The sequence below is a fragment of the Mammaliicoccus sp. C-M13 genome (genome assembly GCF_022386845.1).
GTDB lineage: Bacteria > Bacillota > Bacilli > Staphylococcales > Staphylococcaceae > Mammaliicoccus > Mammaliicoccus lentus.
The window spans coordinates 46,054-65,701 of record NZ_JAJNHQ010000001.1; the positions used below are offsets into that span (position 1 = coordinate 46,054).

At 31.0% G+C, this 19,648-nt stretch carries 22 protein-coding genes; 13 read left to right on the plus strand and 9 right to left on the minus strand.

Annotation, left to right across the window (positions count from 1 at the left end):
- The first annotated feature begins 14 nt into the window (after nucleotides 1-14).
- Entirely contained in the window at nucleotides 15-467 is a 453-nt protein-coding gene (locus LQ615_RS00215) for a DUF3995 domain-containing protein (RefSeq protein ID WP_231051330.1), read from the plus strand.
- A 464-nt stretch (nucleotides 468-931) separates the two neighbouring features.
- Here the strand turns inward: LQ615_RS00215 and LQ615_RS00220 are convergent, their stop codons facing one another.
- A complete protein-coding gene (locus LQ615_RS00220; protein WP_239704039.1) occupies nucleotides 932-1,408 on the minus strand; it encodes a DUF1440 domain-containing protein in 477 nt (158 codons plus the stop codon).
- A gap of 139 nt (nucleotides 1,409-1,547) precedes the next feature.
- On the opposite strand from LQ615_RS00220, the gene LQ615_RS00225 reads away from it, so the two are divergent.
- Nucleotides 1,548-2,150 (plus strand): stage II sporulation protein M, encoded by a 603-nt coding sequence (locus tag LQ615_RS00225; protein ID WP_239705369.1) that lies wholly within the window; start codon nucleotides 1,548-1,550, stop codon nucleotides 2,148-2,150.
- Nucleotides 2,151-2,203: 53 nt separating this feature from the next.
- On the opposite strand, the gene LQ615_RS00230 is transcribed toward LQ615_RS00225, so the two are convergent.
- Together LQ615_RS00230 and LQ615_RS00235 are read right to left on the minus strand one after the other, a co-directional pair.
- Nucleotides 2,204-3,202 carry a siderophore ABC transporter substrate-binding protein gene (locus LQ615_RS00230; RefSeq protein ID WP_239704037.1) on the minus strand — a complete coding sequence of 333 codons (999 nt, stop codon included), beginning with the start codon at nucleotides 3,200-3,202 and terminating at the stop codon, nucleotides 2,204-2,206.
- 176 nt (nucleotides 3,203-3,378) lie between these two features.
- The gene (locus LQ615_RS00235; RefSeq protein WP_017000000.1) at nucleotides 3,379-4,113 is read right to left on the minus strand and encodes an SDR family NAD(P)-dependent oxidoreductase; all 735 of its coding nucleotides are present in this window, start codon (nucleotides 4,111-4,113) and stop codon (nucleotides 3,379-3,381) included.
- Nucleotides 4,114-4,198: 85 nt separating this feature from the next.
- Here LQ615_RS00235 and LQ615_RS00240 point away from each other — a divergent pair, with 85 nt between their 5' ends.
- Genes LQ615_RS00240 through LQ615_RS00260 form a run of 5 tightly spaced genes read left to right on the plus strand, consistent with a single transcriptional unit; the run spans nucleotide 4,199 to nucleotide 7,988 of the window.
- Nucleotides 4,199-4,642: a MarR family winged helix-turn-helix transcriptional regulator gene (locus LQ615_RS00240; protein ID WP_017000001.1), complete on the plus strand. Its 444-nt coding sequence runs from the start codon at nucleotides 4,199-4,201 to the stop codon at nucleotides 4,640-4,642.
- A gap of 19 nt (nucleotides 4,643-4,661) precedes the next feature.
- The gene (locus LQ615_RS00245) at nucleotides 4,662-5,921 is read left to right on the plus strand and encodes an MFS transporter (RefSeq protein WP_194201109.1); all 1,260 of its coding nucleotides are present in this window, start codon (nucleotides 4,662-4,664) and stop codon (nucleotides 5,919-5,921) included.
- 13 nt (nucleotides 5,922-5,934) lie between these two features.
- Nucleotides 5,935-6,690: an SDR family NAD(P)-dependent oxidoreductase gene (locus tag LQ615_RS00250; protein ID WP_239704036.1), complete on the plus strand. Its 756-nt coding sequence runs from the start codon at nucleotides 5,935-5,937 to the stop codon at nucleotides 6,688-6,690.
- A 25-nt stretch (nucleotides 6,691-6,715) separates the two neighbouring features.
- On the plus strand, nucleotides 6,716-7,477 hold the full coding sequence (locus tag LQ615_RS00255; RefSeq protein ID WP_017000004.1) for an SDR family NAD(P)-dependent oxidoreductase: 762 nt from the start codon (nucleotides 6,716-6,718) through the stop codon (nucleotides 7,475-7,477).
- Between the two features lie 22 nt (nucleotides 7,478-7,499).
- Nucleotides 7,500-7,988, plus strand: coding sequence for a hypothetical protein (locus LQ615_RS00260; RefSeq protein WP_239704034.1), 489 nt, complete (start codon nucleotides 7,500-7,502; stop codon nucleotides 7,986-7,988).
- 58 nt (nucleotides 7,989-8,046) lie between these two features.
- On the opposite strand, the gene LQ615_RS00265 is transcribed toward LQ615_RS00260, so the two are convergent.
- Nucleotides 8,047-8,403 carry an MmcQ/YjbR family DNA-binding protein gene (locus LQ615_RS00265; protein ID WP_239704033.1) on the minus strand — a complete coding sequence of 119 codons (357 nt, stop codon included), beginning with the start codon at nucleotides 8,401-8,403 and terminating at the stop codon, nucleotides 8,047-8,049.
- Between the two features lie 140 nt (nucleotides 8,404-8,543).
- Here LQ615_RS00265 and LQ615_RS00270 point away from each other — a divergent pair, with 140 nt between their 5' ends.
- Nucleotides 8,544-9,248: a dihydropteridine reductase gene (locus LQ615_RS00270; RefSeq protein ID WP_182093741.1), complete on the plus strand. Its 705-nt coding sequence runs from the start codon at nucleotides 8,544-8,546 to the stop codon at nucleotides 9,246-9,248.
- A gap of 279 nt (nucleotides 9,249-9,527) precedes the next feature.
- On the opposite strand, the gene nfsA is transcribed toward LQ615_RS00270, so the two are convergent.
- Both nfsA and LQ615_RS00280 read right to left on the minus strand, forming a co-directional pair.
- On the minus strand, nucleotides 9,528-10,268 hold the full coding sequence (gene nfsA / locus LQ615_RS00275; protein WP_239704032.1) for an oxygen-insensitive NADPH nitroreductase: 741 nt from the start codon (nucleotides 10,266-10,268) through the stop codon (nucleotides 9,528-9,530).
- A gap of 189 nt (nucleotides 10,269-10,457) precedes the next feature.
- Entirely contained in the window at nucleotides 10,458-10,859 is a 402-nt protein-coding gene (locus LQ615_RS00280; RefSeq protein ID WP_239704031.1) for a TetR family transcriptional regulator C-terminal domain-containing protein, read from the minus strand.
- Between the two features lie 296 nt (nucleotides 10,860-11,155).
- On the opposite strand from LQ615_RS00280, the gene LQ615_RS00285 reads away from it, so the two are divergent.
- Complete coding sequence (locus LQ615_RS00285; protein ID WP_239704030.1) at nucleotides 11,156-12,262, plus strand: acyltransferase family protein; 1,107 nt, start codon at nucleotides 11,156-11,158, stop codon at nucleotides 12,260-12,262.
- A gap of 30 nt (nucleotides 12,263-12,292) precedes the next feature.
- On the opposite strand, the gene LQ615_RS00290 is transcribed toward LQ615_RS00285, so the two are convergent.
- Complete coding sequence (locus tag LQ615_RS00290; protein ID WP_218707935.1) at nucleotides 12,293-12,823, minus strand: TetR/AcrR family transcriptional regulator; 531 nt, start codon at nucleotides 12,821-12,823, stop codon at nucleotides 12,293-12,295.
- A 126-nt stretch (nucleotides 12,824-12,949) separates the two neighbouring features.
- Between LQ615_RS00290 and LQ615_RS00295 the strand changes: the two genes are divergently transcribed.
- Complete coding sequence (locus LQ615_RS00295; protein ID WP_239704029.1) at nucleotides 12,950-14,143, plus strand: FAD-dependent monooxygenase; 1,194 nt, start codon at nucleotides 12,950-12,952, stop codon at nucleotides 14,141-14,143.
- Between the two features lie 128 nt (nucleotides 14,144-14,271).
- On the plus strand, nucleotides 14,272-15,114 hold the full coding sequence (locus LQ615_RS00300; RefSeq protein WP_239704028.1) for an aldo/keto reductase: 843 nt from the start codon (nucleotides 14,272-14,274) through the stop codon (nucleotides 15,112-15,114).
- Between the two features lie 318 nt (nucleotides 15,115-15,432).
- Here LQ615_RS00300 and LQ615_RS00305 read toward each other — a convergent pair whose 3' ends face one another.
- Entirely contained in the window at nucleotides 15,433-16,458 is a 1,026-nt protein-coding gene (locus LQ615_RS00305) for a siderophore ABC transporter substrate-binding protein (protein ID WP_016998465.1), read from the minus strand.
- A 9-nt stretch (nucleotides 16,459-16,467) separates the two neighbouring features.
- The gene (locus LQ615_RS00310; protein WP_239704027.1) at nucleotides 16,468-17,172 is read right to left on the minus strand and encodes a DUF5694 domain-containing protein; all 705 of its coding nucleotides are present in this window, start codon (nucleotides 17,170-17,172) and stop codon (nucleotides 16,468-16,470) included.
- 144 nt (nucleotides 17,173-17,316) lie between these two features.
- On the opposite strand from LQ615_RS00310, the gene LQ615_RS00315 reads away from it, so the two are divergent.
- A complete protein-coding gene (locus LQ615_RS00315) occupies nucleotides 17,317-18,366 on the plus strand; it encodes an ABC transporter permease (RefSeq protein ID WP_016998463.1) in 1,050 nt (349 codons plus the stop codon).
- An 11-nt stretch (nucleotides 18,367-18,377) separates the two neighbouring features.
- Nucleotides 18,378-19,043 carry an ABC transporter ATP-binding protein gene (locus LQ615_RS00320; RefSeq protein ID WP_064204788.1) on the plus strand — a complete coding sequence of 222 codons (666 nt, stop codon included), beginning with the start codon at nucleotides 18,378-18,380 and terminating at the stop codon, nucleotides 19,041-19,043.
- Nucleotides 19,044-19,648: the final 605 nt, after the last annotated feature.

Sequence of the window (19,648 nt, forward strand, 5' to 3'; positions counted from 1 at the left end):
AAATAGGTGATAAAGTGAAAAAATTTATTTCAATTTTCGTTGTAAGTGGGCTGGTACATACATTATTCTCGTTGTATTGGGCATTTGGAGGAACAGCTGGATTATTATCAGTCGGTTCTTGGGTTTTTACATTTAATGCACAGTGGGGAATATGGATGAACCTCATGTTAATTGTGGTCGGTTTATTTAAAGGAATAGCAACATTAGCACCTTTGTATTTAATGAAAACATATAATAAAATTTTATTTTATATATCATGTATAGGTTCAGTATTTTTAATGATATATGGGGGTTTAAATACAGTTGTAGGATGGTTAAAGTTGCTGCAAGTTATTCAGTATCATGACTTTCATACTACATTTGGCCAAGCGATGGTGTGGGACCCTCTATTTTTATTGTGGGGTATAGGACTATTCGGATTCTTAATGAAAATAAAAAAACAAAACACAAATCAAAAATTAATCTAAGTAAATAGTGGAGTCTGGATTTGAATCCTTGCTCATAATTAAGAGACTGAGGCAGTTAAATTGTCTCAGTTTTTTGTTTTAGTAAATACGGTATAAAGTTACGAGTGTTGCAAGACGAGGAGCACGTGCAACATAGCACCCCTGAATGTTGCAAGACGAGGAGCACGTGCAACATAGTACCCTCGAATGTTGCAAGACGAGGTCCACGTGCAACATAGTACCCTCGAATGTTGCAAGACAAGGTCCACGTGCAACATAGTACCCTCGAATGTTGCAAGACGAGGAGCACGTGCAACATAGCACCCCTGAATGTTGCAAGACGAGGTCCACGTGCAACATAAAGTCAGCTCTTATAAGATAAAAGGGGTGAAAAACTGGATATAAGCCTATTTCCAATATACGCAGCTGCTGCTAACACAATGAAAGAGTCCGAGACAAGTATTTGTCCGGACTCTTCTTAATACTTATTTTACTGAATTTCTTACAATATCTATCGTGTTCATCCATATAATGTGACCGAGTAATTCTGATAAATGTTCTTCAGCAGGTAAGTCTTTTTTTGCTGGTGTTAAGTTTAATTTTGGTAATACAAATTCATGGAATATAACATGGACACCTACACCAAATAATATACCTTTGCCGAAAGTAATCTTGCTGCATTTTTCAGCTATTAAACCATATAGTAATGCGTTTCCAACAGAGAAACCATAGTGAATGCCCATTACAGGGATAGGTATTTCATTCTCATTATAAGTGACGGTGAAATTTTGTACGTTTTCTGGAACATTAAATTGTTTCATCATTTTTACAGGTGGTGGTTCTTCTTCACGTTCGGGAGTACGAGGAGGGAGTAGCGATTCCCAGCCCATTTTCACAGCTCCAGCGAGTAATCCACCAACGACTCCTGTTGCTAATACACGTTTACAAGAAATATTACTCATTTCTTTCACCTCTTTTAAATCGACTATTCTTTGTATACCCGGAAACATCATAACTTAAAAGCAGTCTGCCGACAGTCTAACAATCTAGAAAAATACTATGTTAAAATAGAAATAAATCTAAAAATAAAGGTGACTAACATTGAAAATTCTAGATAAACCAATGACTAAAAGGATTATAATATTTTTTAGTATATCAATGAGTCTTATGCTAATATCAGGAATTATTACATATATTGTGAATCCTAATATCGAAATAATAAAAAATATACAAGGTTTACCTGAGGATAAACAACGGGCAGAAGGATTAGAGAAAGTTTGGCAATATATTATAAATAATGGGTTTAAAGTGCCATTACAAATGTTAATATTATCAATTATTCCTATACCATTCTTATATTCAGCAAACTTAATATCAACATCCATATTAACTGGATTTGTCTTTACATTATTAATAAGGTTCGACTTACATTTAGGATTAATAGGTGTAGGGTCGTCAATTCCTCATACAGTAATAGAGCTGTTAAGTTACGCAGTATTTGCTGCGGCATTATATTTACTTAATAAATCAATTATTAGAACGATAAGTAATTTATTTCGCAAAAACAAAAAGACAAAAGTATCTATTTTAAAAAGTATCGTCACAGTAGCTAAAGTATACATATTATTAGTACTACCACTTAGTATTATCGCTGCGTTTTTAGAAACATATTTTACGAACTTTTTAATGGATTTATTAAAGTAGTAGAAAAACTGCTCTCCAATAAAAACTTATTAATGGAGAGCAGTTTTTTAATTTTATTTATAAGCTTTCTCAATATCATCTAATTGTTTAATTGTAGAATTGATACCGCCTGCACCGAAGAACCATGTGTTAGCATCAAACTCTAAAATGTCGTTATTTTTAATTGCGTTTACATTTTTGATAACTGGATTTTTTAATTCTTGTGGTATGCCTTTAGTTTCTTTATCTGTTCTATTTATATAGAAGATTTTATCTGGGTTTTTCTTAGCTATGTATTCATACGAAACGACTTGACCGCTTGAGTTGGCTGGCATTTTTGAATCGATATGTTTAATTCCTAAATCTCCATTTAAAAATCCACCGTATCTACCAGTTGAGCCGTAAGTTTTAATACCTTTATTATCTACATTTGTGAACATAACTTTGTCGTTATTGATGACTTCTTTTACTGATGAAACTTTTTTATCGAGCTTTTTGATAAGTGATTGAGTTTCTGATTCTTTATCAAATATTTTTCCAATGTTCGTAGCATTTTCTTTAATAGAATCTATATATTGATCATCATCAGGACTTACATACAACACTTTAGCGTTTGGTGCAGCTTTCTTAAATTCTTCTAAGTTTTTAGTATATGCTTGTCTAAATGAAATCAAAATTAAATCAGGATCTTTTTCTGCAATTTTTTCGAAATTAGGTCTTCCAGGATTGCCTAAATTTGTATACTTTTTATCTTTAAATTTTGATAAATAGTCTGGTAAAAAGCTACCGTTTTCTCCTTTAGGTATTGCTGTGATATGGTCTTCTAAGTTTAAATCTTGCATAATGTCTAGTGCGCCATAGTCCATAACAATTACATTCTTAGGATTTTTAGGAATTGTCACAGTTTCAGTCTTTTTCTTACCTCGATTGTGATCTTGGTTCTTTTCTTTATATTCAAATGTTTTCTTGATTGTTACTGTTTCTTTCTCACTTTTTGCTGCTTTATTGTCATTATTACTACATGCAGTTAATAGTAAAAGTGCACAAACGACAAGAGTTATGTATTTTCTCATATTTCGTTCTCCTTCATTTCTAATTGATAACACTTCTCAATTATACAAAATATTAAAGAAATAACAACTGCAAATAATAAATAAAAAACTTGTAGAATAATCAATTCGAACGTAAGTATTACGTCGATTTTCATCTACAAGTTTAATTATATTACTTAATGAGATTATATTTACCGTTATAAAGCTGTAATTCCACCGTCGATTACAAACTCAGATCCTGTGGAATAACTTGATTCGTCTGAAGCAAGGAAGACAATCATATTTGAAACTTCTTCAGTTTGAGCAACTCGTCTCATTGGAATCGTCTTTTTGAATTGTTCTACTTGTTCTTTAACTTCTTCTAGTTCTAACATCGGCGTCTGAATAACACCTGGATGTACTGAATTTACTCGGATGTTATGAGGTGATAAATCTCTTGAAGCTGCTTTTGTCATACCTCTTACTGCGAATTTAGTATCTGTGTAACCTATTGCGCCGCCAACTAATCCATTCATAGATGAAATATTGATAATTGAACCTTCTTTTTGAGCTTTCATAATTGGAGCTACAGTTTTCATGCCTAAAAATACAGATACTTGATTAATATTAACGATTTTCATGTAAGAATCCAAAGTTAATTCTTCTAGCGATGTATTAGTCGTAATACCAGCGTTATTCACTAACACATCAATGCGTCCCCATTTATCAACCACTGTATCTATTACGTTTTTCCAGTCATCTTCGTTGGAAACATCATGTCGAATAAATATAGCATTTTCTCCTAATTCTTGTGCAACATTATTCCCAAGTTCTTCATTGATATCAGTAATAACAACTTTTCCACCTTCACTTAAAACTTTCTCAGCATGCGTTTTACCCATGCCTTGTGCTGCACCTGTAATAACTACTACTTTGTTTTCTAATCTTTTCATTTTTTCTTCCACTCCTTAATTGGTTTACCGGTAAACCTTTTACTGGTATACTATCACTATAATTTGATTAAAGAAAGGAATATGTATGGAAAATAACAATTTTTTTGAACTTATTCATAATGCTGAATTATTTAACGATGCTACAATGACGCTCTTTATGAAAAAATTTGAGCTGAACGTTAACATCTCTCAAATTTTAGCGTTATCAAAATTAAAAGAAGAGGGTCCTCAACGACCATCATATCTTGCACAATCTTTAGGTTATACCTCTGGAGCAATTACAAAATTAACAAATAACCTATTAAGAGAAGGATATATTTTAAGAGAACATCAAGAAGATGATCGTCGAGTGATTTTAATTACGATTACAGAGAAAGGAATAGAAGTGCTTGATGAAGCTCAAAATCAGGGACAAAATATGAGGAATGAAGTTTATTCTGTCTTAAATAATGATGAAGTTTCACAATTATTAAATATTCAAAGAAAACTATATGAACGAGTAAAACAACTAAATAAAGACGACAAATAAAATTATTGGAGTGTACTAAATGCATAAAAGAAAGATACATTTTGCTTGGTTAATATTAATTGGACTCTGTGTTGCTGTAGGGTTAGGGAAATCAGCACTGAATAATTCATCTGGTTTATTCTTATCTCCTGTAGCTAAAGATTTAGATGTAGGTATGGGAAGTTTAACGATTTATTTAAGTATTTCTTCAATAGTTACATTATTATTCCTTCCGTTTGGAGGAAAGATATTATCTAAATATAGTGCGCGTATCGTGTTATTTATTGCAATTATTCTACAAGCAGGATCGTTCGCTTTATTCGGAGTAATGAATTCTGTATGGGGCTGGTACGTGCTGTCTATTCCTCTGGCTATCGGGGGCGTCTTTATTACAGTGATAGGTGGTCCTATTTTAATTGAAAGATGGTTTAGCAAAGGAAAAGGACTTGCTCTTGGTATTTTATCAGCCATTGGTGGATTACTCGGTGTCTTCGCACAACCTATAGTAGGTGCTTTAATTAGCCAGTTTGGTTGGAGAACGGCATACTTAATTACTGGTTTAGGGGTAATGATTATTGTTGCACCTATCATTCTGTTATTAATTCGTAATTTCCCTAAAGATAAAAATACGAAAGCTTATGGCGATTTAAGTGATGACAGTAACGAAAATGAACAACAACAAGTGGTAGAAGGTATTGATTACAGTATTGCTAAAAAAACACCAGCTTTCTTCTTGTTGGGACTATTTTTCTTTATTATTACTGCAATCTCAAGTTTTACTATGCATGTCCCAACATATCTCGTTAACCATGGTCAAAAAGTTAGTGTTGCAGGTGCAATGATGTCTGCACTTATGGCAGGTGTCTTTGTTGGATCGCTTATTTTTGGTTATTTAACAGACAAAATTGGTGCTAAAAAAGTTGGGCTACTAGCTATGACATTAGGCTTGTTAGCAAGTGTGTTATTAATTAGCCTTCCTGATTTAGTAGTTGTAGTAACAATTGCATTATTCCTATTTGGCATGTTTACCGCTTCAATTGGAACGATAGCGCCTGCTATGGCTTCATCGCTATTTGGAAGTAAAGATTACAGTCAAATTTATTCATCTTCATCAATCGGTTTGGCGTTAGCATCAATTGTTGCTTTACCAGCTTATGGATTTATATACGATGTATCAGGCAGTTATACATTAGGCCTAATCATTATCATTATATTGTTTATTGTAAATATTATTTCTATTATTTTAGCTTTCAAAAATAAAGAAGTACTAGTTGAAAAAGGATATTGGAATTCCAAATAGAAGGGTGATTTATATGACTAAATTAGATAATAAAATTGCAATTGTAACAGGTGGAGCAGGTGGCATAGGCTCTGGTATTGTACGTGCTTATGTTAGAGAAAATGCAAAGGTTGTTATTGCGGACATTGCTGAAGAAAAAGGACAAGCATTAAGCGAAGAATTAAATAATCAAGGTTATGAAACTTTATTTATTAAAACGGATTTAAGTGATAAAGCATCATTAAAAGCGTGTGTAGATCTTACAATTCAAACATATGGTCAAATTGATATATTAGTAAATAATGCACATGCATCAAGAATGAGCAGCTTTTTAGATATTACAGAAGAAGATTTAGAGTTATCTTTAAATACAGGATTTTATGCGTCATTCTATTTATGTCAAATGGTGATTCCTTATTTGAAAGAAACAAAAGGGAATATCATCAACTTCGGTTCAGGAGCAGCTGTTAAAGGAGATAAAAATCAAGGTGCTTATGTTGTAGCTAAAGAAGCTATTAGAGGTATGACGCGTGTTATTGCAAATGAATTTGGAGAATTTGGAATTAATGCGAATATCATTTCTCCTATTGCATATTCTGAAGGCGTTGATCAATGGAGAAAAGAAAATCCGGAATATTATAACCAAGTCGTCAAAGGTATCCCGTTACAAAAATTTGGAGATGTAGAAAAAGATATTGGCCCAGTAGCAGTATTTTTAGCCAGTAGTGATTCTCAATACGTTACAGGACAAACAGTTATGGTAGACGGCGGCAGTATTAAATTATATTAAAAAAATAGAGATAGAGGGATATATGATGGAAAACTTAATGACAAATAAAGTCGGAATTGTAACTGGTGCTGGAGACGGTATTGGTAGAGCAAGCGCGTTAGCCTTTGCGAAAGCTGGTGCTACTGTAGTCGTTTCGGATATTTCTGAAGAGGGTGGAAATGAAACGGTTAGATTAATTAAAGAACAAGGTGGAACAGCTCAATTTATTAAATGTAATGTTGCTGAAGAAGAAGATGTTAAAAACTTAGTAAACGAAACTGTTGAACAATTTGGTCGATTAGATTGGGCACACAATAATGCTGGAATTGGTGCACCAACAGCTCCAGTAACAGAAATTAAAACAGAACAATGGCAACGTGCGATAGATGTTACGTTGACTGGTACATTTTTATGTTTAAAATATGAAATACCTGCTATGCTTGAGTCTGGTGGAGGAGCTATCGTCAATACAGCTTCTACTGGAGGTTTAGTCGGTACACCTGGTTTATCACCATACATCTCAGCTAAACACGGTGTGAACGGATTAACTAAAAGCGCTGCTTTAGAATTTGGTAAGCAAAATATACGTATTAATTCAATTTGCCCAGGTATGACAAGAACTTCGGCAGTTGAAACTTGGAGTAAAAATGCTGAAGAACAAGCGAAAGCATTTGAAGCGGGTATTCCAATGGGACGCATGGGCGTACCAAATGAACAAGCAAACGCAGCTGTATGGTTATGTTCAGAACAATCTTCATTTATTACCGGTGTTAATCTTCCAGTAGACGGCGGAGAAACTGCAGAATAAATAATAATAAAAGGTGTTGTAGATGAAAAAACTTTATTTTACTACGTTAATAGCGTTATTGTTATTAGCTTCATGTAGTACTTCAAAAAGCAATGATAAGAGTGAACAAGAGAATCAAGATTCTAATAAAGAAGAAAAAGTAAGTAAGACAGATTCTAAATCTGAAGAAAAGTCTGAAGAAAAGTCAGAAGAAAAAGAAGAACCTAAACAACAAGAAAACGTTGTATATGGAGATCTTACTTTAAGTGATCATAAAGAACAAGGTGCTTATTATGACGAAGCAACACAAACAAAATATATTTTAGGTGAAGGCAATACTATTATAAAAGTTATCAACAAATCAAATGATGACGTATCGCCAGAAGAATTTATGCAGAAAGATGCTAAAAAAGTCGATGAATTTTCTGATGGTGTTTATAAATACTATTCAAAATCTACTGATAAATATTATAAAGTGATTGAAAAGAAAAATCCTAACAAAAACATTTTGATTGTAACGAAATATGATTAATATTTAAATAAACAAGAGCCCGGGCTAAGCCCAGGCTCTTGTTTTATATAGTTAAACCTTATGTCGTTAATTCATAACTTTCAGCAATTAAATCTTTAATTTCATTAATTGTATTTATCTCTTTCAAATTAATCGTAATCCAATTAGATTTATCCATGTGATAAGCACGATAAAATCCTTCTTTTTTTCTTAAAGGGCCTATAAACTCTTTTCTAACTTTAAGATTAATAACATCAATATGTTCATCAGTATTTAAACCGATTTTATCAGAAGTAATATCCATAACTAGCCCGAACCATTTTTTATTATCTTTATGTCTCAAAGCAGCATAATTAGAATACTTTTCCCAAGGGTAATCTGACTTTATATTATATTTATCCTTAACAAAATCAAAAATTTCTTCACGTGTTATCATCCAATCACCTTCTCCTTATATATCAGTTTACCCTAATAATTTTTATAAGTATATTTAAATATCTATTCAATTTAATTGATAATCATTATCATTTAAGGTATATTGAGTAGATAGATATAAATGAACAGGAGGATATATTAATGCAGATATATTGGACTAAAATAAATAAAATTATAGATGAAACATCTGAAATTAAGACTTATTTGCTGGATTGTCCAGAAGGGTTTACTTGGGAAGAAGGCGCGCATACGCACTTTGGTTTGAAAGGATTCAATGAAGGTGAAAAACCAAATAAGAGTTTGGTAAGACATATGTCCATATCCACTGTACCTAATGAGAATACAATCGGGATTACTACGAGAATACGAGAGCAATGCTCTGAGTTCAAACAAATTTTAAGAAATTTAGATGTTGGCCAAGAAGTAGCGATTTTTAAAACGCATTCTAACGTTCCATTAAAGAGAGAAAATAAAAATGTCTACTTATTATCTTCAGGAGTAGGGTTAGCAACGTTTAGACCATTAGTACTTAAGTATTTAGAAGATAATGAAGGCGTTCATAAAATACATTCTATAAACGTTGATTCATCTTCAGAATTTTTATTTAATGATATATTTAATTCTGTTCCAGATAAAAAATTCACCTCAAAATTTGTGGATAGCAGACAAGCGTACTATGAAGAAGTGAATAGTATTAAACCAGAAGAGAATGACCTATTTTATATTGTAGGTAGTGATGAGTTCGTAGCTCAAAACATTAAAAACTTAATTGAATTAGGCGTTGATGCTTCACAAATTGTAATTGATAAGCATGAAAGACAACGTTTAGAGTTTTTAGCTGTATAAAAATTTTGTCATGAGGTTATTTATAAATGAATGTAGAAAAGTTATCTAAAAAGTTCTTGTTTTATGGTGTTTCTATTATAGTGCTCTTCTTTATATGGGGCTTAATTAATATATTATTTCTTGAAGAATCTTTTTCTATTCCGGTAATAATTGGATGTGTAATTGGGATTATTTTAATAATAACCGGTAATGTCGTTAAACATGTTAAATGACCATATAAATTCAATAATAAAAAGAGCCTTATATTTAAGGCTCTTTTTATTATTAATCTTTAAAAATTTACTTTACAGCATAACCTTGCTTGTTAAGGTAACTCAACATATTCGGTTGAATACTTCTTTCCAAGTGATCATCAATATGGTCACTCCAACCTTTAACTTTTTTAGCTGTAAAGGGCGCTCTTATTGGTCTGTTCTCATAATATTTCTTCATTTCTTGATCGTAATCTTCTATATCTTCTAAGCTAAATTCTTCATATTTATTATGATGCATTACAACCTCTTTTGGTAACCTAGGTTTCAACTGTGCTTTTTCTTCAGCAGGATAACCAATACATAGACCAACTAATGGAATAACATACTTAGGAAGTTCGAGTAATTCTGATAGTTTTTCAATATTTAATCTGACTCCACCGATATAAACGCCACCTAATCCCATTGATTCAGCTGCAATCATAGCATTTTGAGCCATTAGACCAACATCTACAGCACCTATTTGTAAAAATTCTGTATAAGTTATATCAACATTTGGTGCAATTTGATGATTTCGGTTGAAATCTGAAACAAATATCCAGAATTCAGAAGCTTCTTGAATATAACTTTGAGGGCCACTTAATTCCATTATAGCCTTTCTTGTATCCTTATCAGTGATTCTTATAATAGAAACAGCTTGAAGTAAACTAAACGATGACGCTTGATTAGCAGATTTGAAAATATGGTTTACTTGTTCATCAGTTAAAGGTTTATTTTTAAACTTTCGTACTGAACTGTGATTCTGTAATAAATTTATAGTTTCATTCATTATTAATCCCTCTCTTAATTTAATGCTTTATGATATATAGCATATTAAACCACTCAGTATTCATATGGAAGAAGGCAAAATAATAATACATAGTATTAAAAATCGTACCTTTGTGTAGTGATAGTGGTTAGAGAGTAGGGAAATTTAAAAGATTTTTAACATGTATAAATTTTTTATGATTTCACCAGTCTAATTATTTAAGTCTTTGTCTAAATAATTAGATTTTACAAACCTTTCAACAAGATCCTTTAACAATTTATCATTATAATAGTCACGTAATAATAAGCTATGTTGTGATAAGCCTTCTAAAAATGAGTAAAACTCGTTAGTCGATTTATTGATATCTAAAGTTGCTTTGAAAATACCAGAGTCTATCATTAATTTAAAAACTTGTTTTATACCTTCGTAATTTTTTAATAAATTGTCGTGAGCGACTTTCCTCATATCTTCATTGGATAACGATTTATTTACTAGCGCTGTCCATGCTACAAATTCAATTTCTCTTTCTTTGTCTAAAGGTAGCAGTTGTAATGCAAAATTTATAAATTCTTCAAAATCTATTTTATTTACAAATAAATTTTGTTTTTCCATTCTTTTTTGGCCATTTTCACTGATTATTTTAAAAATAAAAATTAATAAACTTTGTTGATTTCCAAAGAAATTTTGAATAGATCCTAATGACCATCCTGATTCATTAGATATTTTTCTAAAGCTTACAGTATCTAATCCATCCCTATATATAAGCTTTATTATTACATTACTAATTTCTTTTTTCTTTTGTTCAGATTTTTTATTAATTATTTTTCACCTCGATTAATATTATAAACTTATTGAATTTTTAATACAACTGTATTAAAGTTAGTGTGTACTTTTGAAGGAGGTAGTTTATGCAAAAGCATATAACGTACCTAGATAATATCAAATTATTTTTCGCATTGCTTGTTATCACTCATCATTCTTTAATGAGCTATGTATTATCTGGGGAGGTCAATGAGTCTATAAATGGGATTAGTTCTCTACTCGTTAGTTTTAACCAAGCATTTTTTATGGGTGGATTCTTTTTAATCTCAGGGTTATTTGTTGAAAACTCATATAATCGGAAGGGTAGTCAACTATTTTTAAAACAGCGTTTTAAAAAATTAGTATTACCTATTATTTTTTATTTTATTATTCTTAGCCAAATTCAACCTATAAGTGAATATTTTATATTTAACAAAACATACGATATAAATGTATTTTTCAAGAGTATGAATATAGGTCCTTTATGGTTTATTGCTATGTTGTTTATATTTAATCTTGGATATGTATTAATTAAAAAATACACAAATTTTAAAATGCCAATATTAAAATTAAATATAATTTCTTTTATTATTTTATATGCACTTGTTCTCTATGTTTGGAGAGTATTTATGCCTTTAATTGGAGGGGAGCCGTTAATCAGTACAGTGATTTACGATTGGTTATTAAAATTCACACCAAGTATAGGGGATCTGCCACAATATTTAATTGCTTTCATGTTAGGAATTGTAGCATTTAAGTTTAATTTATTAGAAAAAATAAAAAATACTAAATGGAAATTAAGTATTTTTTATATCTTATTAAGTTTGCCAATATATTTAGCCGCAGTAATTATCGGTATATCTGACTTTTCATTTTCAGGGGGGTTATCATTAGCTTCTATATTGTATTCATTTTGGGAAGCTTTATTTGGTGTGAGCATCATGTTAGTTATTTTCAAGTTGTTCTATAAATATTTTAATAAAGAAAATGCTTTTATTAAAACACTGAGTAAATGCAGTTTTACTATGTACATTATTCATTTACCAATAATAGGTGTAATAGAAAATGTTATTAAAAAGTATCATTTAATAGGTAGTTACTATGCCCTCAGTGCCATATTCGTCACTATTGTTATTACAATTTTAATTTCCTTATTAGTTTTATTAATCAAAAATTTAGCAGTAGAAAAATCACGTTTAAAATCAAATATATAGGTGTACCCCAATCCATTTGATTGGGGTTATTTAGTTTTCTAAAAATCTTTTTTGAAATTCAATTATTTGTTCTTTTATTAAATCTAATGAATCAACTGTAGGATTTTCAATGATTTTAGACCAAGCTACGAGTATATTTCCGAATAGTGCACCTTTTAATACATCCGAGGAGTCTGACTCGCTTGAAGGAAATTGTGGTAGTATTTTTAATATTTTATATAGTATTTGAGATTGGAAATCTGGTTCTGTTTTAAGTCTCTTCATTGATTCCATATAATTCACTTTATCTTCGTGTGATGCATTATCTAATACATTAATTAATTTTTGCGTAATACTTTCCAATGTATAACTTCTATCTAAAAATTCATCTAAAGTGTTTTTTAATAAATCGTTATTGCTTAGAAACAAAATTTCGCTTTTCGATTCAAAATATCTAAAAAGTGTACGTCTTGAAACACCTGATTCTTTAGCAATTTTATCCATACTTGTTTTATCATATCCGTTTTCTTCGAATAATTTATCTGCAATTTCAAGTATTTGCTTTCTAGTATCTTCTTTCATTTAATTGTCCTCCAAAACTTTTAACAACATTATAGCATAATCTTTTTATTTTGACACTGAGTGCCAAATAAGTTATATTTTAATTAATGGCACTGAGTGTCAATTAATAATAAAGGATGATGAAACATGAAAAAATTAAAAATATTAGTTTCTGGCGCTAGCATTGCAGGACTTACTTCAGCATATTGGCTAAATAAAAAAGGTTTTGAGGTAACAATCGTTGAAAAAGCATCAAAAATTAGAGGTGGAGGTTACCCTATAGATGTGAGAGGTAGTGCCATTAATATCGTTAAAATGATGGGTATATATGATGAATTAAAAGCTCAAAATTTAAACAATATGAAATTTAAAATTCTTGATAATGACAATAGTATAATCTCGCAATTTACAGATGTTACTATGAAAGCAAACGAAGATATTGAAATACCAAGAGGTGATTTAACAACAGCTTTGTATAAATGTGTTGAAGAAAATGATATAAATCTCATTTTTAATGATTCTATTAAAACAATGAATCATTTAGATGATGGAGTTGAAATTGAATTAGAAAGTGGAAAGCAAGGCAGCTATGACCTAGTAGTTGGAGCAGATGGTATACATTCTAATACAAGAAAATTAACATTTGGCGAAGAAAGCCAATTCACAAATTATTTAGGACATTGTTTTACTGGATTTACAGTAGAGAACTATTTAGATATGTATAAAGAAGGTATGATTTATTCTGAACCAGGTAGAACAGCTATCATGTATGCTACTGAAAACAAAGAATCAGTACATGCGTTTTTAATCTTTAGTGATGAAGAAGAACCTTCTGTAAACCATAGAGATATAGAAGGTCACAAAAAATTAGTCAAAGATAAATTTAAAGACGTAGGTGGTATAGCTCCAAATCTTTTAGAAACATTAGAACAAACTGAAGATATATATTTTGATACGACAACTCAAATTATTATGGATCAATGGGCGAAAAATCGAGCAGTATTAGTTGGAGATGCAGCACATGCACCATCCTTCTTAACAGGACAAGGTTCAAGTTTAGCAATGATAGGAGCATATATTTTAGCTGATGAATTAGAGAAGAACAATAGTATTAAAGATGCTTTTATTGCTTACGAAAAATATATGAAACCATTTGCAGAGATAAATCAAAATGCTGTAGAAAATGACGGTTCATCAATTTTATATCCTAAAAATGATGAAGAAATAGAAAAAAGAAACGCTATTTTAAAACAGATGGAAAATATAACAGAAGAAAACATGGGCTCTCAAGATCTTATTGATATAACGAGAGTAATAGATTATCCAAAATTAAATGACTAATATGTAAATTCCTAACTATGCTCTATAAGCATTACTCTTTATGTAAAACAGGTATTTGTAATAATACACTAAAACATTTACCATTAAAGTATGAAACTAATACACATTATACAAAATGGGGTGTAGTTATGGTGAATATAAAAGATATGAGTATAGAACCGATTGGATTAGGAACTTGGAAAATGGGTGACGATTCAAATAATCATCAAGATGAGATTGATGCTATTCAATTCGCTATAAACCAAGGCGCAAATGTAATTGATACGGCTGAAATGTATGGCGATGGCGCATCAGAAGAGTTAATAGGTGAAGCAATACAATCTTATGATAGAGAAAAATTATATATTATTTCAAAAGTGCATCCTGAAAATGCATCGAGGGATAAAGTATTAACAAGTATAGATAACAGTTTAAAAAGACTACGTACAGATTATATTGATTTATATTTATTACATTGGAAAAGCCAGTATCCTTTAGAAGAAACAATTAGCGCATTTGAAGAAGCGAAAAATTTAGGGAAAATAAAAGAATGGGGCGTATCAAATTTTGATACGAGCGATATGAAACATTTACTTAGTTTGCCTAATGGTCATAAATGTGTAGTTAATCAAGTTAGATATAATGTAGGTGATCGAGGAATAGAATATGATTTAAAACCATTTATGCGAGAAAATAACATTGCCTTAATATCATATGCACCTATAGCCAGAGGAGATAAACTAGGTAAAAATTTAACTAAAAGTCCTGTTCTTCTAGAATTGTCTAGAAAATATGAAGTTGACGTATTTCAAATACTGTTAGCATGGAATATTAGAGATGGTCATACACTAGCTATACCTAAATCATCTAATAAACTTCATATTGAAAATAATATGGGAGCAAGTAATATTCATTTAACCGAAGAAGACATTCAAAAAATTGATTCAGAATTCCCGCCGCCAACAACTAAAGAACCATTAGCATTGTATTAATAAGGAACGAGTCCGAGACTACTATTTATGTCTCGGACTCGTTATTTTTTTATTTTTAATACGGTGAATTATATCAGGTGTAATGTCCTTATTGTCACAACTCATAAAACGTGTCAACAAGGGTAGCCATATTGTCACAACTTGTAAAACGTGTCAACAAGGGTAGCTATATTGTCACAACTTGTAAAACGTGTCAACAAGGGTAGCCATATTGTCACAACTCATAAAACGTGTCAACAAGGGTAGCCATATTGTCACAACTCATAAAACGTGTCAACAACGACTAATCCAACTCGGATTAGTCGTTTCTTCTTCTTATCATTCTTGTAATTTTTTCGCGATGTTTTGTATTTCTTGTATTTGTTTGATTGTTGATTTGATACCGCCTGATGAGAAGTACCATGATTTTGCGTCTAGATTGATAATGTTGTCGTCTTTAACTGCGGGGACATTTTTTAATACATCGTTTGATAACACTTTCTCGCTCGTTCCTTTACCGTCAGTAGCTTCATCTCTATCCATCGCAAATATTACTTCTGGTTTTTTAGATGAGACGTATTCAAAGCTAACGGGTTGTCCGTGTGGGTTTGGTTTTATATCTTTATCTGCTGGTTTAAATCCTAGTTGATCGTATAATAAACCGCCGAATCTTCCGCCTGGTCCGTATGTAGATAATTCTCCTTGGCTTACAAGTAATAACATAATGGAATCATCGACTTTTTTCGCTTGGTTTTTAGCCTTAGTTTCTTCATTGGTTAATTGATTTGTTAATTCTGTTGCTTTATCTTCTTTATCTAAGATTTTACCTAATTTTTTCGTGTTGTCATTGACTGATTTTACTACATTATTGTCGTCTGATCCTATGTAAACTAAGGCTGCGTCAGGTGCAGCTTTTTTAAATTCTTTTAAAGTTTCGCTACTTGCTGTTCTGTTAGAAAATATAATTAAATCTGGATCGATTTCAGCGATTTTTTCAAAATTTGGTTTTCCTAATTCTCCAACATTTTTATATTTATCATCTGTGAAGTTTTTAAGTTCTTCAGGTAACATTGAAGTGCTTGAACCTATTGAGATACCGGCGACACTGTTTTCTTTACCAAGTGATTTAATAATATCTGCAGCTCCATAATCAAATGTTACGATTTTTTGTGGATTTTTGGGCACGGTTACTTCTTCTTCTTTATTCTCTGCATCTCGGCCATCTTTATATTTACCGCGTAGTTCATACTTTTGTTTTATTTTAACAGTTTCTTTTTTATCATTACTTTGAGCTTTATTTTCATTACTTTGACTACATGCCGCTAATACTAAACAAAGTGCTAGAAATATGATTAATTTTTTCATTTTATTCTCCTATTTTAGTATGTCTTGTGAAGGGATTACTTTAAATAATCCAGTTGATTCAATAATGAATTCTAAAAATCTAACGTGGCTCATACCTGTAAATACTATAGTTCTTTCATGATTTAATGCTGCTTTGATAATGTTTGTCGCCATGATGTGATTTCTTTCAGACCATTCTAATGCAAAAGCTATTCCTGGACTATCTGCTAATGAACGAATGGCAAATACTTGCTCTAAAGGTATAGGACCTTCTTTGTGTTTTGTTAATTTTTCATATAATGTAGTGGGTTGATTTTTGGAAAGTTGGTGTTTATTTTTTGCATTATTCATATATTGATATAGTTTTTCGTCTGCATTTTCTAAATATTCGTCAGCAAAACTTGCGCGAATTTTACGTGTTTGCATTTGATTAAAATCTATTGGCAACACTTCAGATAAGCCTAATTGATGTGCTAAAGGCATAGCTATGAAATGATGCTCGTTTAATAGGTGAGGAAGTTGTTGATTAATTATTTGTTTAAATTCTTTCTTTAAGCGAAGTGACTCTCTTGTATCCCATTCAATCGTGATGAGGTCGGGTGAATATTGTGCAATTTTCTTTATAATAATCGAAGATTCTTCTATGTATTTCTCGTATGATTCTTTGAAAGTATCAGAATCTTGGTCGAGTCTAATGTGAGGTGTACCAACAATACATATTTCTTTTAAAGTCAATATAGTACCTCCTTAATTGATAATTGTTCTCAATTATACAGTATAGTTTATTTTTTTACAATATTACGTCTTTTAATTAATTGCCATATGAAAATGTTATAATTGTTATTGGATTATTTTTTTACATATGGAGGAGTTGACGGAATGTTCTTAGCATGGAACGAAATGCGTCGAAATAAATTGAAATTCGGTTTAATTATTGGCGTACTAATTATGATTAGTTATTTACTGTTTTTATTGTCAGGTTTGGCAAACGGTTTAATGAATATGAACAGGGAAGGTATTGATATTTGGAAAGCAAATGCAATTGTATTGAATAAAGATGCTAACCAAACAATTGCTCAATCTTCTATTGATACAGATAAAGTTGATGGTAAATTTGAGAATAGCGAAGGCTTGAAACAAACTGCTGTCATTACATCAAACGGTGATAGAAAAGAAAATGCTACGGTGTTTGGTATAGATTCTAAAGGTTTCCTCATGCCTAAATTAGAAAAAGGGAAGTTATTTAAAAAAGATAATGAAGTTGTAGCAGATCATACTTTAAAAACGAAAGGCTTTAAAATTGGTGATGAACTTACGTTATCTAATAGTGATGAAAAACTTGAAATAGTAGGATTCTCTGAAAGTGCAAAATTTAATGCTTCGCCTGTATTATTTACAAATAATGATACGATTGAAAAGCTTAACCCAATGCTTAAAGGTGATAATATTAATGCACTTGTTGTTAAAGATAAAAATTGGAAAGACGTTAAATTAAATAATGATTTAGAAGTAAATGAAATTGAATCATTTATTACGAAATTACCAGGTTATAAAGAACAAAATCTAACACTAACATTTATGATTGTATTCTTATTTGCAATTTCAGCAATGGTAATTGGTATTTTCTTATACATTATTACATTACAAAAGAAAAACTTATTTGGTGTGTTAAAAGCACAAGGTATTACAAATGGTTTCTTAGCACGTTCAGTGATGAGTCAAACTATCATTATCGCACTAATCGGTACAATAATTGGTTTTGGTTTAACAGTGCTAACAGGAACATTTCTACCTGAAATAGTCCCAATTAAATTTGATTATTTAACGATGCTGCTATATGCAATTGTATTAATAATCGTAGCAATTTTAGGTAGCTTATTCTCAGTATTAAGCATTAGAAAAGTAGAACCATTAAAAGTTATAGGATAGGAGGGACTTAGATGTTATCATTTGAAAATGTTACGAAATCATTTAAAGACGGTAATGATACTATTGAAGCAGTAAAGTCAACAAACTTCAGTTTAGAAAAAGGTGAACTCGTTGCAATAATCGGTCCTTCTGGGTCAGGTAAAAGTACATTGTTAACGATGGCAGGTGCGCTACAATTACCTACTGAAGGAAAAGTTTTATTAAACGGGAAAGAAATTAATCATTTTAACGAAAAAGCTTTATCAAAATTAAGATTAAGAGAAATAGGTTTCATCTTACAGACGAGTAATTTAATACCGTTTTTAACTGTAAACCAGCAATTTGAGCTTTTGAAAAAAGTGAAAAAAGATGTCATGTCAAAAGATGAACTAGATCGCTTATTAAAACAATTAGGTTTAAATAAAATTTTAAATCAATTACCGAGCGAAATATCAGGTGGACAGAAACAAAGAGTAGCGATTGCTAAAGCATTATATACTAAACCATCTGTTATACTAGCAGATGAACCAACAGCGTCTTTAGATACTGAAAATGCGATTGAAGTAATGGAAATTTTAAGAAAAGAAACTAAAGAATTAAATAAATTAGGTATTATCGTGACACATGACCAACGACTTACAAAATATTGTGATAAAGTATTTGAAATGGTAGATGGTCAACTAACAGAACGAACTTAAAATTTAGTAATGAAATAATAAAGGAGCGGGAGAGAAATCCCTAGCTCAAAATGATTCTCCTAATCCGTTAGATTTTTATTAACGGATTAGGAGAATTTATTTATATGGGAGTAGGACAGAAATCTCATTTTGTATGAAAATTCCTAGTACCACCCCAGTGAGCTTCATTCTAACGTGCTTGTTTAGAAACTCTAGCCCGTTAGAAAATGTAGTGTGCAAGACTGAAATATCTAGCCCGTTAGAGAAGTTTAGCATATGTAATCAGGCTAAAATTACATTAAAATCATAAAAAATATTGGGCTAACGTGCTTGTTTAGAAATTCTTGCTCGTTAGAAAATGTAGTGTGCAAGACTAAAATAACTAGCCCGTTAGAGGGAGTTTAGCATATGTAATCAGGCTAAAATTACATTAAAATCATGAAAAATATTGGGCTAACGTGCTTGTTTAGAAATTCTTGCTCGTTAGAAAATGTAGCGTGCAAGACTAAAATAACTAGCCCGTTAGAGACGCAACTCCCTACAATTGTTATGTCTCAGACGCTTATTTTATTATACTAATTATTAGTTTCATGATTTCGAATATATAAAGTTATAAGAAATTTGGG

What these genes read in the sequence shown, in the direction of transcription:
- LQ615_RS00245 (WP_194201109.1), top strand. Translation starts at nt 4,662, where the DNA reads ATGCATAAAAGAAAGATACATTTTGCTTGGTTAATATTAATTGGACTC.
- nfsA (WP_239704032.1), bottom strand. Translation starts at nt 10,268, where the DNA reads ATGAATGAAACTATAAATTTATTACAGAATCACAGTTCAGTACGAAAG.
- LQ615_RS00220 (WP_239704039.1), bottom strand. Translation starts at nt 1,408, where the DNA reads ATGAGTAATATTTCTTGTAAACGTGTATTAGCAACAGGAGTCGTTGGT.
- LQ615_RS00280 (WP_239704031.1), bottom strand. Translation starts at nt 10,859, where the DNA reads ATGGAAAAACAAAATTTATTTGTAAATAAAATAGATTTTGAAGAATTT.
- LQ615_RS00260 (WP_239704034.1), top strand. Translation starts at nt 7,500, where the DNA reads ATGAAAAAACTTTATTTTACTACGTTAATAGCGTTATTGTTATTAGCT.
- LQ615_RS00240 (WP_017000001.1), top strand. Translation starts at nt 4,199, where the DNA reads ATGGAAAATAACAATTTTTTTGAACTTATTCATAATGCTGAATTATTT.
- LQ615_RS00265 (WP_239704033.1), bottom strand. Translation starts at nt 8,403, where the DNA reads ATGATAACACGTGAAGAAATTTTTGATTTTGTTAAGGATAAATATAAT.
- LQ615_RS00315 (WP_016998463.1), top strand. Translation starts at nt 17,317, where the DNA reads ATGTTCTTAGCATGGAACGAAATGCGTCGAAATAAATTGAAATTCGGT.
- LQ615_RS00295 (WP_239704029.1), top strand. Translation starts at nt 12,950, where the DNA reads ATGAAAAAATTAAAAATATTAGTTTCTGGCGCTAGCATTGCAGGACTT.
- LQ615_RS00270 (WP_182093741.1), top strand. Translation starts at nt 8,544, where the DNA reads ATGCAGATATATTGGACTAAAATAAATAAAATTATAGATGAAACATCT.
- LQ615_RS00235 (WP_017000000.1), bottom strand. Translation starts at nt 4,113, where the DNA reads ATGAAAAGATTAGAAAACAAAGTAGTAGTTATTACAGGTGCAGCACAA.
- LQ615_RS00285 (WP_239704030.1), top strand. Translation starts at nt 11,156, where the DNA reads ATGCAAAAGCATATAACGTACCTAGATAATATCAAATTATTTTTCGCA.
- LQ615_RS00305 (WP_016998465.1), bottom strand. Translation starts at nt 16,458, where the DNA reads ATGAAAAAATTAATCATATTTCTAGCACTTTGTTTAGTATTAGCGGCA.
- LQ615_RS00320 (WP_064204788.1), top strand. Translation starts at nt 18,378, where the DNA reads ATGTTATCATTTGAAAATGTTACGAAATCATTTAAAGACGGTAATGAT.
- LQ615_RS00290 (WP_218707935.1), bottom strand. Translation starts at nt 12,823, where the DNA reads ATGAAAGAAGATACTAGAAAGCAAATACTTGAAATTGCAGATAAATTA.
- LQ615_RS00250 (WP_239704036.1), top strand. Translation starts at nt 5,935, where the DNA reads ATGACTAAATTAGATAATAAAATTGCAATTGTAACAGGTGGAGCAGGT.
- LQ615_RS00300 (WP_239704028.1), top strand. Translation starts at nt 14,272, where the DNA reads ATGGTGAATATAAAAGATATGAGTATAGAACCGATTGGATTAGGAACT.
- LQ615_RS00230 (WP_239704037.1), bottom strand. Translation starts at nt 3,202, where the DNA reads ATGAGAAAATACATAACTCTTGTCGTTTGTGCACTTTTACTATTAACT.
- LQ615_RS00255 (WP_017000004.1), top strand. Translation starts at nt 6,716, where the DNA reads ATGGAAAACTTAATGACAAATAAAGTCGGAATTGTAACTGGTGCTGGA.